The organism is Solibacillus ferritrahens, assembly GCF_037027585.1.
GTDB lineage: Bacteria > Bacillota > Bacilli > Bacillales_A > Planococcaceae > Solibacillus > Solibacillus ferritrahens.
Window position 1 is genome coordinate 59,768 of the sequence record NZ_JAXCLE010000011.1, and the last position, 16,123, is coordinate 75,890.

The window sequence follows — 16,123 nt, forward strand, 5'->3', positions numbered from 1 at the left end:
TCCGTAGAGAATTTGAGTCGCTATGCCATTGCCCAACCTAAGAGATATCCAATAAACAGCGCATTGCTCTTCTAAAAATTAATTTGTTCTAATAAAAGTTGATATCTTCTAATAAAAATTAATTTGATCTAATATAATTTCGATTTTCTAATATATAGTTCGGTTGTGCTAATATCGCTTTGTATTGTTCTAAAATCGGTTCTCAATCTTCTAATACCGCTCCGCCTTTTTCTAATAACCGGCTCGTTTGTTCTAATAAAACGCTCTTCACGCCCCCTCCTCCTAAGCCCGCAAAATACCCCTCTTACTAACTCGCACTCGCTCCTGCCTTTCCAATAAAAAAAGCTATGTCGAAATTATATTTTCAACATAGCTCTCAATCTATTTACATTTTTAATACAAGTTCGTACAATTGCTCGGTCGGGTCCATCGGTGTAATTTTGTATTGTTCATCAAGTACATTTACACAGCGCTCATACTGTTTTAGTGCTTCTCGGCGATTCCCTAGATAATAATGAGCAAGCATTAACAATCGGTACCCCTCTTCATGACCGTCATCCAATGCAATAATGCGCTCTGCCCAACGAATGACTTTATCAAATTGCTGAAGCCGGACATAGTTTTGTGCGACACGCTCCAGAATTTTCAGTATTTGCTCATTGTAATGAGCCTGAATCGATCCAATCCACTCACGTTCAATATCCGAACAAAACTGACCATCCACCAACCTCATTGCAAGCTTTAGCCATTCATTTGAAAGCTTGGCTGTCTTTTCTTCCATTCCGCGCTGCGCATAATACGTAAAGTGCGCTACATCACTTTGAATCCAGCGATCCTCCAGTTTATATAAATGCTGGCGACGCGTTATAAAGTGGCTTTCCTCACGTGCAGAACGGGTCGGCTCCAACGTTTTTAGCATCGCATTAAAAACTACTTTAAAATCACGTTGCATCGCTTCTTCATCCTGTTGCCAAATTGCTTCACAAATTTGCTGGCGCGATACGAATTGCTCACGGTGAATATATAAATATAAAAACAGTTCCTTCGCTTTCATTCGTTTCCACTCTTTTTCTTGAATAACATTATAATCCCGTCGAATCTGGATAGGGCCGAATAAAGTCAGAGATAGCTCTGTACTGGGTGCATCCTGTATTTTTAATTGGCCAAATACGGGCACGTCATGCTGCAACTGTTTAGCGAGCTGTACAAATAAGATTAAATGCTGCGGTCCGAAAAGTGTTTTCTTCTCAATAAAAAACGGATAATCATTCACACATAAATTCCAGAAATGCAGATAGTTTTCAGATGCGTTTTGTTGATCATCCACTTTTGAAAAACAGTACGCAAGCCAAAAAGAACAGACCATTTGTCCATACGAATCTTCACTACGTTCATAATAGGATAAAGCTTGTTTTGCCGTATCGATTGCCTCTTCAAAATGACTATTTTCGGCCAACACTTTCGTTAATGCTGTCAGTAATAATGCAGACATCCAAAAGTCCTGTACTTTGTTTGTTTCCCTTAAACCGATTTGAGCATGGCGTTTCGCCTCAATGACATTACTGCGGTAATATAAAATGAGCCCCATATAACACTCGGCTTTAATACGCTTAACGTGTATTTGATTTAATAGCTCAAGTGTCTCATCAAAGCATGCTTTTGCACGCTCAAAATCTTTCATTTCCATATTTAAAAGTGCAAGCCCTTTACGTAGCTTTGTAAGTGCAAGCGTATATGGCATATCAACGAGCTCTTCTTTGCCACCTTCAATAATACGGCTATAGGCCTGTACATTTTCACCCATTAATATATCAATCAAAACGAGCAGTAGATCTGTCGTACGGTGTGCTTCCTCCCATTGAAACGGTTTCGAAACACGTGCATTTAACAACTCTTTCGCTATTTCCAATTGACCATGCCGTAAATAAAGCCGCGCATCTATATTATTAATACTTAACTGTAAATTTTGTGACTTACTCCAACGAAGAGCCTCTCCCGCTTTCCCTAAATTAATGAGGTTTTCCGTATATAGGCTATTAATAAGATGGCGTTCTGTATCGCTAATTTTAACTTCATTTAATAATGCAATAGCCTGCTGCAAGTGATGTTCCGCGAAAACTGGCTGAAGGGTATCTAAATAAATGTTGGCAAGACCAAATTGGGAGCGCATTAAAAATAATTGATCTTGCTGCAATTGGGCTTTTATAAAACATTCATTGTATGCATTTTTCGCCCTTTCATATTGTGCGCGGTACCGTTGACATTCCCCTTCATAATATAGAAGCTGATACGGCTTTTGATCAATTGAAAAATCTTTCAACCTTTCCAAAAGAAATTCAAATTGACCAGCTTCAATAAAGTGGGGAGCGAATTGCAATAATAATGTGATATAGTAATGTGGATTTTTTAGCTGTGCCGCATGTGTGACCGCCAGTACACCTAAATTTTGATAAGCATAATACTCGGCTGCCTGTTCATGAAACTCCTCATATAAGTCCGGGTAGTATTCACTCAACCGCTGCTGCAGGAATTGTTGGAACAATGCATGGAAACGATATTTTGTACCTCCTGCTAATGGTGTAATAAATGCAAGCTCATCTAATTTCGGCTTTACTTGTTCAATCCATTCAGGTCCATATAACTCTGTAATTACCTCAAGCGAAATAACTTGATGAATACCAAGCTTTAAAAGCTGAAGCTGAAGCTGCTCGTCTAGTTTGTCGAACACTTCTGCAGATAGATAGGCAAAAAAATTACCGACTGTTCCTTCTGCAATATCAACGAGCTGTTCGTGACTATACTTAGCCTTATAGCCAAGCAGCATAATTGCCATCGCCCAGCCTTCCGTCATCTGCATAATAAATTCACATTGTTCATCAGTTAATTGCCGTTCAAAAAAGGCCTCAAATAAATATTGAACATCATCTTCAGAAAATATAAACTCCTGCTCTAAACATTCGATTAACTGATTATTCATCCGAAGCGTTAATAAACAGCTCCACTCCGGCATTTTCCTCGTTGCGACAATAATATGAAGATTGCCAGGTAAATATTGAAGTATTTGATTCATAACATAATTAATCGGAAATACATGTGAGACATGGTGATAATCGTCCAGCACAATTAAAAATGGTTCTTTAATATCGTACAGCGCATTGGCAATTTGCTTTGAAAGCTGCAATAACTCTTCCATGTTATGAAACTTTACCGTGACATCCCATCCCTTTAGCTTTTCACCAAATGAAGGGAAGTGCTGCTGGATACTAAAAATGAAATGGCGTAAGAACGGAAATATTGAATCATCATCTGATGTTATTTGGTACCAGGCGCATTTTGTTTTTTGATCATTTATAAATTGACTAATAAGCGATGTTTTTCCATACCCTGCGCTACTATGTAAGATGGTACATTTTGCATGTGGCCAATCAGAAAGCTTTTTCATTAATTTTGCTCTTCTTAAATAGTTATTCGCCGGTGTCGGAGATATAAGTTTCGAGACAAAAATATGTTGCTCCATCCTTTCCACCCCATCTACAATTAATTACAAATATATTAACATAAAGCAGAAAAATATTCTTTTTAGTACAAAATTTTACACATAATAATTCTATACCAATAAGTTTATTAATAGAATGTGCTGAATATTATAGATGTTTAAGAAAAAAGCTATTTCTACGGATAGACTAGAATATTTTATCTAGAATTATTAATAAAATAAGTAAAGTTGCAGCAACAGTCATAAAGCTGATTAAAATATAACCAATGATACGGATGGGCTTTGGCATTTGCTTCATATTATAGGAGCTTGGTGTACCCATATGTTTTTGATTGTACTCATCTACATCATTAAATGGTTTTTTCTCCAATAAACTCACTCCATTTCTTTTTCTGTATCTACAGCTTTCAAGCAAAGAAAGTTTCAAAATCCCACTCCCTAAAATGTATGAAAATATGTATGAAAATATATTATTAAACATATTAATTTAAGATATGAAAGCGGAAACAGGCGCTGCAAATATATATTTAACAGCGTTTTATGAACCCCTATTCAATAAAAATACATAAATTTAAACTTTACTTAATTTTCTGAATAATGTATAGTTATAAAAAGGAGCTGATAATATGATCAACTACACTTATTTAGCGACAGATGACAATGACGTATCCTACTTATTCGAAGACAATAATGATTTCTTCGATTTAGACAGCTTTGATGACAATGATTTTTAAAGAACATCCATATGATTTGTGTTTGAATATATCGAAAAAGGATGTGGCGGACCATTAATTTCCCGCCACATCCTTTTTTATTTTACATATTGAATAAACCATTCGTCCTGGTGTTTCTTCATTGAAATGCCAATATAACCTTGTTGGAGAAGCTGTTGTTGAGCATTTGTCTCAATCATTGAAACAAATCGTTCTTCAGCCCATTGACGCTCTACTTCCAGCAGCTTTTTCATAAATACATAGCGCAATTTCCCACCGTACTTCAGCTTTAATGCAGCTATATGCATATTTTGTGAGAACTTGTCCTTCATACTCGCAATATTACCAGGCATCACTGTTGCACAGACAACATTATATTTTGCCGAATCTACTTGCTGCATAATAATGTCTGCCATTGTCCGTTGTAATCCAAAGCCTCTATATTGCGGATGTACATTTGAAATTTCCTGATAAAGCACCTTTTTGAGTTCGTCTTCTGTTTTTAAACCGATATCATACCCTAAATGTTCTTCGTCAATGACCGGTTCAAGCAATGCCCTAAATGCAATTAGTTTCCCTTCGACGAAAACCCCAATCATAAGGCCATTTCCCTTTAATATAAAGACTAATTCTCCTTCATCAAGCGGCTGTAAAATTGCTTTATCCGGCAATGCCTCTACAACTTGTTGCTGTAGGTCCATTAACTGAGGTATATAGGATTCATTTAGTAATTTCACTTTAAATTCATCTCTGCCTAAAAATCCTGTCGCAATCATTATCGCACCACACATTTTTCACGTGTCAGTTCAGCCAAAATAGCCTCATCCACATCCACGCCTAATCCTGCTCGTTCATTTAACTGGATAAACGGTACATTATATTGAAGGTTCCCAATATCTTTAGAAAACTTTAATGGTCCTGTTAATTCAACACTTGTAAATACTTTATTTGAAAATGCTACATGGAATCCTGCAGCTGATCCGACTGATGATTCAACCATTGAGCCGATTTGACATTCAATGCCTGCCATTTCCGCCATATGAGCAAGCTTCATTGCAGGATACATCCCGCCACACTTCATTAATTTTATATTTACTTTATCCGCAGCACGTTTTGCTATGATTTCCCGCATCTCTCGGACACCGCGTAATCCTTCATCAATCATGACAGGGATGGATGTTTTTGATTTAATTTCAACCATGCCATCAATATCATCAGCACGTACCGGCTGCTCCAGCCAATCAATTTTTAAATGTTCAAGTTCGCGTACTGCCTGCATTGTTGTTGAGCTATTTATCCACCCTTGGTTAACGTCCACTCGAATTGCAATATCGTTGCCGACTTTCTCACGGACCGCTTTAATACGCGCTACATCACTAGCTACATCACGACCTACTTTCATTTTGAATGAGTTATACCCTTCATTAACGCGCTCAGCTGCTTCAGTCGCCATCTTTTCAGGGGTACCGATACTTAGTACATGCGTAATTGGGAACTTTTCATAATAGCGGCCACCTGTTAATTGATACGCCGGCACACCCAGCTTCTTCCCTACTAAATCAAAGCACGCAATATCAATAGCTGCCTTTGCTGCTGGTGCACTATAAATCAATGCATCCATTTTGGCATGGACCTTTTCAAAATTCATCGGATTTCTCCCGATCATTGCAGGAGCTAATGTATTTTTTAATACTGCAAAAGTACCTTCCAATGTTTCACCCGTAACATGTTCATCTGGTACCGCTTCTCCCCAGCCTACTAATCCGCATTCTGTCGTCATCTTTACAATAATCGATGGCATATTTGGATATGTACCGTAGCTTACGATAAATGGTTCGATTAATGGTAATTCAATATTAAATAATTCAATGCTTTTAATTTTCAACATATATTTTCCTCCTATATATTCCTCGGTGTAATTGCATTTGAATTCGGCAAGTGTTTCAACACCTCATGAATGAAGTTAAAGCGGACGCTTAATTGTGAATTGCTCACCGATTTTCGCATAATCATTACCAGCTAAACGACTTATAGCAGCTAGCTCTTGTGGATCGATCCGGCCATTTTCATAGATACTTTCTTCTATATGATAATACACAACTTTTCCAATAATCAGGTCACAGCCTGGGTTATTTTCTCCCCCACCAAGCTCTAATGAGGTTTCTAATTCGCATTCGAAGCGAACTTTGGCCTCTTTTACTCCAGGAACACCGATTTTTGTACTTTCAACCAATGTCATCCCTGCGATCTCCACTTCACTTTCCTCTGGAGGTAAGCTCGCTGCCGTTTTATTTACCTTTTCAACATTGTCTGTATCGACTATATGCACAACAAATTGACGGTTGGCTAGAATGTTTCTTGCAGTATCCTTCATTTCCCCTTGCTTACGCTGAACGCTTACCGAAATCATCGGGGGATTTGAAGATACAATATTAAAAAAGCTAAACGGTGCTGCATTGACCACACCTTCTTCTGTTACCGAAGTCACAAAGGCAATTGGTCTCGGGATAATCGAACCAATTAAAAATTTATAATTTTCACGTTCTGATAATTGTTGGGGATCTATTTTTCTCATAATAATTTCGCCTCTTTTCTAATCACTATTTTGACTTTAGAGAACAGTTCGTGGCTCGTCAAATAATTTTATTTCTATTCAAAAAGAGTATCAGTATTTTTATACAAACTCATTTTCAGCATTATTTCGAACCGTTATTCAGTAAAATAATGTAAAAAACCACTAAGAAATCCGAAAAGTAACTACCTCCTTTGTTAAATTTATTTCTTTTTTAACCCAAAATCTTTAGCGAAACGTCCTATATTCTATCTTTTTCAAACTGTTATAAACAGTTGCATAATTAGTATCTATTATAAGAGAAAAGCTATTTGTTTTTAAATCCCCCCCTCTAAAACGTTGATTTATCAATGCATAAAGCCATTGGGTGTCTCCCCGTTGTGTATTAGTCACTGTTATAATATAAAATTTAAAAATTCAGCACCTAACATAACCAAAACAATTAGTAGAATTTTGATGCATAAGTTAGCTAATTTAGTTGTTTAATTAGAAGATTCATTAACTTACAATATTATCCTTCTCTCCAAGCCCGTTAGTAACCATCATTATTCTACAACTAACAAAACCTTGATTTATCAAGGTTATGATGTGTTTTTCCGCAGTAAAAATTATTGCATCAAGTACGATTTTACTACCGAAAAGAGAAATATATGTTTTTTCAAGATAATTTTATTTTATATATTTCACTTGCACAAAATAATAAATTAATGTTAAGTTTATGTACATGAACGTTCAAACATTTGACACATCTACTTTAAGTAGAAAATTATCGTAAAATCGATATTTTAATAGGTGTGAGGGGGAAATTATATGAAAAAAAATCGTTGGTTAATTGCAGCATCTGCCATTGCTATCCACCTTTCAATCGGTGGTGCGTATGCATATAGTGTGTATAAAAATCCAATCGCAACAGAACTCGGTTGGGATGCATCACAAATCACTATTGCTTTTACAATTATGATGGGACTAGCTGGTTTTGCTGCAGCATTATTTGGTAGCACAGTAGAAAAGTTAGGACCGAGAAAAGCAGCGATGGTTGCGGCGGTACTATTCGGTTTAGGACAAGGTGGCGCAGGTATTGCGATTGCTATGGATTCAGTTGTTTTATATTGGCTAACATACGGGTTACTAAGCGGTCTCGGGATGGGGATTGGTTATATTGCTCCGGTATCAACGCTTGTTAAATGGTTCCCTAATCGTCGTGGTTTAGCGACAGGGATGGCTGTATTAGGATTTGGATCTGGTGCATTAATCACCGCGCCAGTCGCTGCAAACTTAATGCAGGCTGTAGGGATTTCAAATACGTATTATATTTTAGGGATAAGTTATTTTCTATTAATGATTGCAGGGGCACTTTATATTGCTCCACCTAAACCAGGTGAAGTAGAAGACATGGTTGCTACAGGAAAAGCAAAATCACAAGAAATTGCACAAATGTCTGCTCGTGAAGCAGTTCGTACAAAGCAATTCTGGATGCTTTGGTCTATGCACTTAATTAACGTAACTTCTGGTTTAATGATGATTTCAGTAGCTTCTCCAATGGCACAGGAAATTGCTGGGCTGTCAGTAGCTGCTGCTGCAACTATGGTTGGTTTGATGGGACTATTTAATGGTGGTGGTCGCTTACTTTGGGCAGCTGGGTCAGATTATATCGGACGCTCCAATGTGTTTGTTATTTTCTTCACGATTCAGTTAATTGCTTTTATTACATTACCGTTTACGACAAACGCTATTCTATTGCAGGTATTCATATTCTTAGTAGTTAGTTGTTATGGCGGTGGTTTCTCGAACTTACCGGCATTCGCAAGTGATTTATTCGGCACGAAGCAACTTGGGGTTATTCATGGCTATTTATTAACTACATGGTCACTTGGTGGTATTTTTGGTCCGATTATCGTATCAACAATTCACGAAGCGACAAACAGTTATATTCCAGTATTCTATCTATTCAGCTTCTTAATCGCTATTTCATTAGGTATTTCTTTACTATTACGTTCTGATTTAAACAAATTGAAAAAACAGCGTGTAAAAGAAGAGGAACAAAGCAAACACAAAGGGAAACAGGGAGCAGCTGCTCATTCATAAGGGGTTTTAATAGAGATGATTCGGAAGTCACAAACTTCCGAATCATCTTTTTTTCATGGTATGATTGTTTCAATAAAACTCGAGCGAGGGATGAAATTGCTTTTTACAATTACGCTTTATTTACATATTTTAAGTGTCATCGTTGCTACTGGCCCACTGTTCGCAATTTTTCCCATATTAAAACGCATGGAAAAGGCACAAACCCAAGATCTTTCTAGCTATATTACAGCGTTGCAAGGTTTGCTAAGAGCTGTTGCAAACGGTGGACATTTCATTGTGCCAACCGGGTTAGTTTTAATTTACTTTAGTGGGTGGTCCTGGACATCCCCTTGGCTTATTGTGACGTATATCGTTATGGGCTTTTCTTTATATTTTATGGCCCTCGCTTTTAAGCCTGCCTTGAATTTTGCCAACAGTGCAGAGTTTAAAAAAGAACAGTTTATTCATATGATGAAAAGCGCTACATGGAAATATATCTTTTTAATGGGATTCTTTCTTTGGCTTATGGTCGCAAAACCTGACTTTTGGTGATATAGTCGGGTTTTTTCTCGTTTTTACGGGGATTACCTCTATTAATCTTGAAAATAAGAGTGGTACAATCACTAAAAAGATATGCTTTTTTAGGGAGGGATTTTCATAAATCGTCAACATATAAGTGTAATTTTAGGGGGAATTCTATTTTTAGCTGTTGCTATGGGTATTAGCCGCTTTGCTTTCACGCCGATTTTACCATTCATGCGGGTCGATGAAAATTTGTCCTTCACACAAGGCGGCTGGCTCGCTTCAAGCAATTATATTGGCTATTTTATCGGGGCATTATGGGCCGGCTTTATTTATAAATCAAAAAAGAACTTTCTAGTATTAAATGTTATCATGAATGTTACTTCGATTCTTTTAATGGGATTAATAGATTCATACATCATTTGGATCATGTTACGTTTTATCGCTGGCTTAACGAGCGGCTTTATCTTTGTTCTGACATTAAGCATCGTGATGGATTATTTGGCAGCTCATTTACTAACGCGCTGGAGTGGTTATTTATTTAGTGGGATCGGCATTGGCATTGCGTTATCGGGACTTTTAGTACCATTCTTTGAAACAAGTTTCCGCTGGCAAGGTTCTTGGCTTGGACTCGGTTTGTTATCCGCATTGTTTTTAGCGACGACACAATTTTTATGGCGTCATTTACAAGTACTTAATCACGTAAAGGCACCAAAATCCGAGGATAGCAATATTTGGCGCGGCTTCATGCCATGGCTGATTATTGCATATGGCTTAGAAGGATTGGGTTATATTATCACAGGGACTTTTCTTGTGGACATTATATATAATATCGAGGCACTTAGTGCATATGCAGGCTATAGTTGGGTATTGGCTGGACTGGCTGCCATTCCATCTGCACCGATTTGGATGAAATTGATGTCCCGTTTTTCAACGATTTCTATGCTGGCTTTAGCCTATGCATTGCAAATAATCGGTATCCTGCTTCCTGTTCTTTCACAATCTGTTTGGAGCGTATTGTTGTCGGCCATTTCATTTGGTTTTACATTTGTTGGACTCGTTACTATGTCAACAGCATACGCAAGACAGTTATATCCAAAGCAAAGTGCCTACGTTGTTTCCATACTGACAACCTTTTATGCCATCGGACAAATAATAGGTCCTGTTATTGCGGGTCGTTTGGAAACTTATTTCCTAACATATAAAGCACCCCTCCTTTTTGCTGGAGGAACAGTCACATTAGCTCTTATAATATTACTGGCCGGGTATTTTTATAGTAGGAAAAAGCCTGTACCCGTTGGTAATGAAATGGTGCAACCCTAGTATTATAAAAAATGAAATGAGATGAAATAGTGAAACGTATTCGCATATTTTATATTTCGATGTTACTAGTATTGAATGTATTAAGCGGATGCAGTCAAAATGCTGACTCAAAAGCAGATATATTTCAATATAAAAATTCATATGTAGGTGACAACAGTGCGGTTGGAAATATTGTAAATCAATTAAACCACAGCAATGAACTAAAACAAATTTCCCTTCATACGAAAGAACAGCCATATGGCATTACTTTGGAATATAACGATATAACTGCAAAAAATGCAGATAAAGAAATGAAGAAAACTATTATAGCGAATGCCACATATCTTTTTGCTTTAATCCAAAATGTAGATTGGGTTACATTCAAATTTTCGACTAATGAATTCACTGTAACAAAAACAGAAGTTCAACATTGGTACAATAATAATCTGGACGGCTTAGAAAATGAAGAAGACTTGAAGAATCTAATAAAAGATTATTTAAATTCTGAGGACTCCGTAAATTAATTTTTTAGTAAGTAATCAATACTTTAATAGGAAAGTTTAAATCTGGAGGCAAACTACATATAAGTGTGTCTTCAGATTTTTTCATAGCTTCGTTTTCCTTCAAGCTCCCCCTCCCTACTAATTTACCCAACCCAACATTAATGCTACGATACCGTTAATAACGTATTTCGGAGGCTTATTATGGAAGAAAAACTTTACTCAATTGGAGAAGTATCGAAATTGGCAAATATATCAATACAAACACTCCGTTACTATGATCAAATCGGTTTATTCAAACCTTCACATGTCGATCCTAAAACAAATTACCGGTACTATAAAGACGCACAACTATACTATTTGGACATTATTAAATCACTGAAATATATTGGGGTTTCTTTAGAAGAAATTAAAGCGGCACAAGCATTTACCCCTGCAGAGTTATTATCCTTTTTACAGCAGCAGGAAAACGTAATTGAAAAACAGATTAATCGTATGTATGAAATTAAGCAATCCTTATATAAAACAAAAAAACAGATGGAGGAGCAGCTTGCGATTGATATGCTTGATACGGTTTATTTTAAAAATGAAGAAACAAACCGTATTTTATCAATCCATACAAACGAGCTAACACCATACTATATACCGAACACATACTACAGTTCACTGATCAAAACACTGGAAGTCGAAAATAGTCTGTTGAGTAACCGATACGGATGTATTTATCCTTATCAGCCATATAATAGCTTGGATGAGCTACATTATAGTCATATATTTACTCCGCTTATTACAGACCGGTATATTACACACTTAACCGCTGATATGGAAGTTAAAACAATTCATGCAGGTCGTTATGTATGTATTGCTTTTATTTTCGAACAGGATACGTACCTCGTTCATTACCAAAAGTTATATCACTATATAGAAGAAAACGCATTAAATGTCGTACCCATCGTTTATGAAATTTTTATGCCCATTAATTACTCCCCTAATAAAGCAGACGAATTTATTGTGGAATTAAAAATAAAAATTAAGTAATTATTTTTTCACAATAATTTAAATCCGTTTTATTGACTCTATAGTTACTATAGGGTTTATGTTAGATAGTGCGGATTATATTACTAGAGTCATTTCAACTAAATAAGGAGCAACAACTATGAGAGAATATAAAGTAACGTTAGGGCTACTGTTATTAAACTTATTCATCGCTTTTTTAGGAATCGGTTTAGTTATTCCAGTACTCCCAACATTAATGAATGAACTGCAAATAAGCGGAACCGTTGTCGGATATTTAACTGCAGCGTTTGCTATTGCACAACTTATTGTTTCACCCCTCGCTGGTAAAGCGGTTGATAAATATGGACGTAAAATTATGATTGTCCTTGGATTGTTTATTTTCGGTATTTCGGAATTTTTATTCGGGTTAGGGAAAACAATCGAAGTATTATTTATTTCCCGTGTATTAGGCGGGATTAGTGCCGCATTTATTATGCCTGCTGTTACAGCCTTTATCGCTGATATTACTACAATGGAAACACGTCCGAAAGCACTTGGATATATGAGTGCAGCGATTAGCACAGGGTTTATTATTGGTCCTGGCATCGGCGGATTTTTAGCAGATTTCGGTACTCGTGTGCCCTTCTACTTTGCGGGAGCGCTCGGTACAACTGCTGCCATTCTATCGATTATTTTACTGCGCGAACCAGAGCGCAATGAAGCAAACACTGAAAATGCACCGAATCAAACATCTGGATTTAAACGTATTTTGGAGCCAATGTACTTAATTGCCTTTATATTAATTTTTGTCGCATCATTTGGACTTGCGGCATTTGAATCGTTCTTCAGCCTATTCGTTGATCATAAATTTGGTTTTACCCCTACAGATATCGCCGTCATCATTACAGGTGGCGCAATTGTTGGAGCTGTGGCACAAGTCGCATTGTTCGACCGTTTAGCACAAAAATGGGGCGAAATTAAACTGATTCGCTATAGCTTAATATTATCGGGAATTTTAGTGTTTTTAATGACCGTTGTCAGCTCGTATTTTGCGATTTTACTCGTTACTTGTATCGTATTTGTCGGATTTGATTTATTCCGCCCTGCGGTAACAAGCTATTTATCAAAAATTGCGGGCAACGAGCAAGGTTTCGTTGGCGGAATGAACTCTATGTTTACGAGTTTAGCGAATATTTTCGGTCCTATTTTAGGCGGCATGCTATTTGATATTGATGTTAACTACCCATATTACTTTGCAACTGTTGTCATCTTCTTTGGTATTCTGTTAACATTAATATGGAAGAAACCTGCATCGTATATGTAGATTTTTCGTCTTATGTAATTGATTTCTCTGTTTAAAAAGTAAAATTTGCTTAAGGAGGATTTCATCATGACAACAAAATCAGAACAACTTATTTCAACTACAGAAAAATTCGGGGCGCATAATTACCATCCGCTGCCTATCGTTATCGAAAAAGCAGAAGGTGCATGGGTAACAGACCCTGAAGGAAACCGCTACCTAGATATGCTTTCGGCGTATTCAGCCTTAAACCAAGGACATCGTCACCCTAAAATTATTCAAGCGTTAAAGGATCAGGCAGATGCGGTAACATTAACTTCCCGTGCATTCCATAGCGCGACTTTAGGAGAATGGTACGAGAAAATGTGCCAACTTACGGGAAAAAATATGGTGCTCCCGATGAACACTGGGGCTGAGGCCGTTGAAACAGCGATTAAAATGGCTCGTCGCTGGGGTTATGAAGTAAAAGATATCCCTGTAAATCAGGCCAAAATTATTGGCTGTAACGGCAATTTCCACGGCCGTACGATGGGTGCTGTATCGTTATCCTCAGAGGAAGAGTATAAACGCGGCTTCGGTCCTATGCTGGAAGGCTTTACTTTAGTTCCATACGGTGATATTGAAGCTTTAAGAGCTACCATTACTCCCGATACAGTAGCATTTATTATAGAGCCGATTCAGGGTGAAGCAGGTATCATCATCCCGACGGAAGGCTTTTTAAAAGCTGCCTATGAATTATGTAAAGCAAATAATGTTCTGTTTATAGCAGATGAAATTCAAACTGGTTTATCACGTACGGGAAAACTTTTTGCTTGTGAATGGGAAGACGTTATTCCAGATGTATATATTTTAGGTAAAGCCCTAGGCGGTGGTGTTTATCCAATTTCTGCAGTTGTTGCGAATGATGATATTCTTGGCGTATTCAATCCTGGCTCGCACGGCTCAACATTCGGTGGAAATCCATTAGCATGTGCAGTTTCCATAGCTGCAATCGATGTTCTGTTGGATGAAAAATTGACGGAGCGTTCACTGGAGCTTGGCAATTACTTTAAAGAGCAACTACAGGCAATTGACAATGCGGTGATAAGGGAAGTACGGGGGCGCGGTCTCTTCATTGGTGTGGAGCTTCATGAATCGGCTCGTCCATATTGCGAAATGCTTGCAGAACGAAAAGTGCTGTGCAAAGAAACACATGACACAGTGATCCGTTTCGCCCCACCTTTAATCATTTCAAAAGAAGATTTAGACTGGGCCATCGAGCAAATTAAAGCTGTATTCAGTGAATAAATAGGTTTTAAGGGCACTGTGAATGCATAGTGCCCCATTTTTATTTTTTTCTAAGGAGCGATTTATAATGAAATCACTTTATATTACCGGGTACCGTCCACATGAGCTTGGCATTTTTAACGACAAGCATCAAGGTGTCCCTATTATTAAAGCTGCATTGGAAAACCAATTACGAACACTTATAGAGGATGGACTGGAATGGGTTGTAATCAGCGGACAGCCAGGTGTTGAAACATGGGCGGCCGAGGTTGTACTGGAACTAAAAAAAGAATATGCCACACTCAAATACTCAATTATAACCCCTTTTTTAGAGCAAGAGAAAAACTGGAATGAGCATAAACAAGCAGCCTATATGCAAATGGTAAATAATGCTGATTTTGTGACTAGCGTGACGAAGCGTCCATATGAAGCACCTTGGCAGTTTATCGAAAAGGATAAATTCATCATTGATAATACCGATGCGACATTGCTCGTTTATGATGAAGAAAACGAAGGCTCCCCTAAATATGTGCTCCGACTCATTCAAAAGTATAAAGAACAGCATGATGAATATGAATTGTTCATGATCAATGCCTACGATTTGCAGATGGTGGCCGAGGAAATGCAGCAAGGTGATGATTGGTAAAGATTCTATTAATTTTCTAAATTGATTAAAGATTCAGATTATAAAACTCTCTTTTGCGGTATAATATATTAAAGGAACTTTTATATCGAATTTCAAGGAGGCGCAACATTATGAATCAATTATCAATGATTAACGAAACAACACCAGTAAATATCCCACACCATACATATAAGCGTGAATGTCGTTATATGAGAGGTATAAATATCCCCCTTGGAGATATAGAAAAGATATTAAGTAAATTAGATTACGATGCACATATTTATTTCGAATTCCATAATCTCGCCAAAGAAATTAAGCAAGGTACTTTATTAAATGGCTATGCCGGACTCGCAAGTGCTATTTCAGACTATTATAAGCGCGAAAGAAATACGGAAATTCCAGAGTTAACGAACGGACAAGATTTTTATGTAAAAATTGTTTAACTACTATAAGGGGCTGACTCCTAAATGTATAACACACATAGCAACGTCTAAAGTATCGAGCCTAATTGATGCTTTAGACGTTGTTTTACATTTATCCGAATTAAATAATTTTTCTAAAAATTAATGAAACAATCTATTGACAATCTAATTGATAAAGATTATCATTATCATTGTAAGGCAGACAAGTTAGTTAAAGCATATTTTCGATACTGTTCCCCCCAGTTCAGATTCGAAACTCATTAATCACTTTACTCATATTTTGAAAGGATCTTTATCTTTTCTCCTGAAAAAATGGCAAATCCCCTCACACGATTTGCCATTTTT

The 16,123-nt window shown here is 37.1% G+C and carries 14 protein-coding genes; 9 read left to right on the top strand and 5 right to left on the bottom strand.

Annotation, left to right across the window (positions count from 1 at the left end; translation table 11 throughout):
* Positions 1-385: 385 nt before the first annotated feature.
* The 5 genes from SNE38_RS12070 to SNE38_RS12090 all read right to left on the bottom strand — a co-directional run bounded on the left by SNE38_RS12070 (position 386) and on the right by SNE38_RS12090 (position 6,784).
* Positions 386-3,517 (bottom strand): BTAD domain-containing putative transcriptional regulator, encoded by a 3,132-nt coding sequence (locus SNE38_RS12070; RefSeq protein ID WP_336046560.1) that lies wholly within the window; start codon positions 3,515-3,517, stop codon positions 386-388.
* 166 nt (positions 3,518-3,683) lie between these two features.
* Complete coding sequence (locus tag SNE38_RS12075; RefSeq protein WP_318247703.1) at positions 3,684-3,875, bottom strand: amino acid transporter; 192 nt, start codon at positions 3,873-3,875, stop codon at positions 3,684-3,686.
* 432 nt (positions 3,876-4,307) lie between these two features.
* Positions 4,308-4,985 (bottom strand): GNAT family N-acetyltransferase, encoded by a 678-nt coding sequence (locus tag SNE38_RS12080; protein ID WP_191704591.1) that lies wholly within the window; start codon positions 4,983-4,985, stop codon positions 4,308-4,310.
* Positions 4,985-6,094: a mandelate racemase/muconate lactonizing enzyme family protein gene (locus SNE38_RS12085; protein WP_191704686.1), complete on the bottom strand. Its 1,110-nt coding sequence runs from the start codon at positions 6,092-6,094 to the stop codon at positions 4,985-4,987. Before SNE38_RS12085 ends, SNE38_RS12080 begins: the two co-directional genes overlap by 1 nt.
* A 78-nt stretch (positions 6,095-6,172) precedes the next feature.
* Positions 6,173-6,784 carry a flavin reductase family protein gene (locus SNE38_RS12090; protein ID WP_191704590.1) on the bottom strand — a complete coding sequence of 204 codons (612 nt, stop codon included), beginning with the start codon at positions 6,782-6,784 and terminating at the stop codon, positions 6,173-6,175.
* 807 nt (positions 6,785-7,591) lie between these two features.
* Here SNE38_RS12090 and SNE38_RS12095 point away from each other — a divergent pair.
* The 9 genes from SNE38_RS12095 to SNE38_RS12135 all read left to right on the top strand — a co-directional run bounded on the left by SNE38_RS12095 (position 7,592) and on the right by SNE38_RS12135 (position 15,799).
* Positions 7,592-8,866 (top strand): L-lactate MFS transporter, encoded by a 1,275-nt coding sequence (locus tag SNE38_RS12095; RefSeq protein ID WP_191704589.1) that lies wholly within the window; start codon positions 7,592-7,594, stop codon positions 8,864-8,866.
* A 15-nt stretch (positions 8,867-8,881) separates the two neighbouring features.
* A complete protein-coding gene (locus tag SNE38_RS12100; protein ID WP_336046561.1) occupies positions 8,882-9,397 on the top strand; it encodes a hypothetical protein in 516 nt (171 codons plus the stop codon).
* 105 nt (positions 9,398-9,502) lie between these two features.
* Positions 9,503-10,690, top strand: coding sequence for a YbfB/YjiJ family MFS transporter (locus tag SNE38_RS12105; RefSeq protein ID WP_336046593.1), 1,188 nt, complete (start codon positions 9,503-9,505; stop codon positions 10,688-10,690).
* 59 nt (positions 10,691-10,749) lie between these two features.
* The gene (locus SNE38_RS12110) at positions 10,750-11,193 is read left to right on the top strand and encodes a DUF4825 domain-containing protein (protein WP_336046562.1); all 444 of its coding nucleotides are present in this window, start codon (positions 10,750-10,752) and stop codon (positions 11,191-11,193) included.
* 180 nt (positions 11,194-11,373) lie between these two features.
* Positions 11,374-12,207, top strand: coding sequence for a MerR family transcriptional regulator (locus SNE38_RS12115; RefSeq protein ID WP_336046563.1), 834 nt, complete (start codon positions 11,374-11,376; stop codon positions 12,205-12,207).
* A gap of 118 nt (positions 12,208-12,325) precedes the next feature.
* Complete coding sequence (locus SNE38_RS12120; protein WP_191705033.1) at positions 12,326-13,489, top strand: MFS transporter; 1,164 nt, start codon at positions 12,326-12,328, stop codon at positions 13,487-13,489.
* 66 nt (positions 13,490-13,555) lie between these two features.
* Entirely contained in the window at positions 13,556-14,752 is a 1,197-nt protein-coding gene (locus tag SNE38_RS12125) for an ornithine--oxo-acid transaminase (RefSeq protein ID WP_191705034.1), read from the top strand.
* A gap of 67 nt (positions 14,753-14,819) precedes the next feature.
* Positions 14,820-15,377 (top strand): DUF1273 domain-containing protein, encoded by a 558-nt coding sequence (locus SNE38_RS12130; protein ID WP_336046564.1) that lies wholly within the window; start codon positions 14,820-14,822, stop codon positions 15,375-15,377.
* 110 nt (positions 15,378-15,487) lie between these two features.
* Entirely contained in the window at positions 15,488-15,799 is a 312-nt protein-coding gene (locus SNE38_RS12135; protein WP_191705036.1) for a hypothetical protein, read from the top strand.
* The last annotated feature ends 324 nt before the right edge of the window (positions 15,800-16,123 follow it).

What these genes read in the sequence shown, in the direction of transcription:
- SNE38_RS12135 (WP_191705036.1), top strand. Translation starts at nt 15,488, where the DNA reads ATGAATCAATTATCAATGATTAACGAAACAACACCAGTAAATATCCCA.
- SNE38_RS12070 (WP_336046560.1), bottom strand. Translation starts at nt 3,517, where the DNA reads ATGGAGCAACATATTTTTGTCTCGAAACTTATATCTCCGACACCGGCG.
- SNE38_RS12125 (WP_191705034.1), top strand. Translation starts at nt 13,556, where the DNA reads ATGACAACAAAATCAGAACAACTTATTTCAACTACAGAAAAATTCGGG.
- SNE38_RS12100 (WP_336046561.1), top strand. Translation starts at nt 8,882, where the DNA reads ATGATTCGGAAGTCACAAACTTCCGAATCATCTTTTTTTCATGGTATG.
- SNE38_RS12110 (WP_336046562.1), top strand. Translation starts at nt 10,750, where the DNA reads ATGTTACTAGTATTGAATGTATTAAGCGGATGCAGTCAAAATGCTGAC.
- SNE38_RS12120 (WP_191705033.1), top strand. Translation starts at nt 12,326, where the DNA reads ATGAGAGAATATAAAGTAACGTTAGGGCTACTGTTATTAAACTTATTC.
- SNE38_RS12130 (WP_336046564.1), top strand. Translation starts at nt 14,820, where the DNA reads ATGAAATCACTTTATATTACCGGGTACCGTCCACATGAGCTTGGCATT.
- SNE38_RS12095 (WP_191704589.1), top strand. Translation starts at nt 7,592, where the DNA reads ATGAAAAAAAATCGTTGGTTAATTGCAGCATCTGCCATTGCTATCCAC.
- SNE38_RS12080 (WP_191704591.1), bottom strand. Translation starts at nt 4,985, where the DNA reads ATGATTGCGACAGGATTTTTAGGCAGAGATGAATTTAAAGTGAAATTA.
- SNE38_RS12090 (WP_191704590.1), bottom strand. Translation starts at nt 6,784, where the DNA reads ATGAGAAAAATAGATCCCCAACAATTATCAGAACGTGAAAATTATAAA.
- SNE38_RS12115 (WP_336046563.1), top strand. Translation starts at nt 11,374, where the DNA reads ATGGAAGAAAAACTTTACTCAATTGGAGAAGTATCGAAATTGGCAAAT.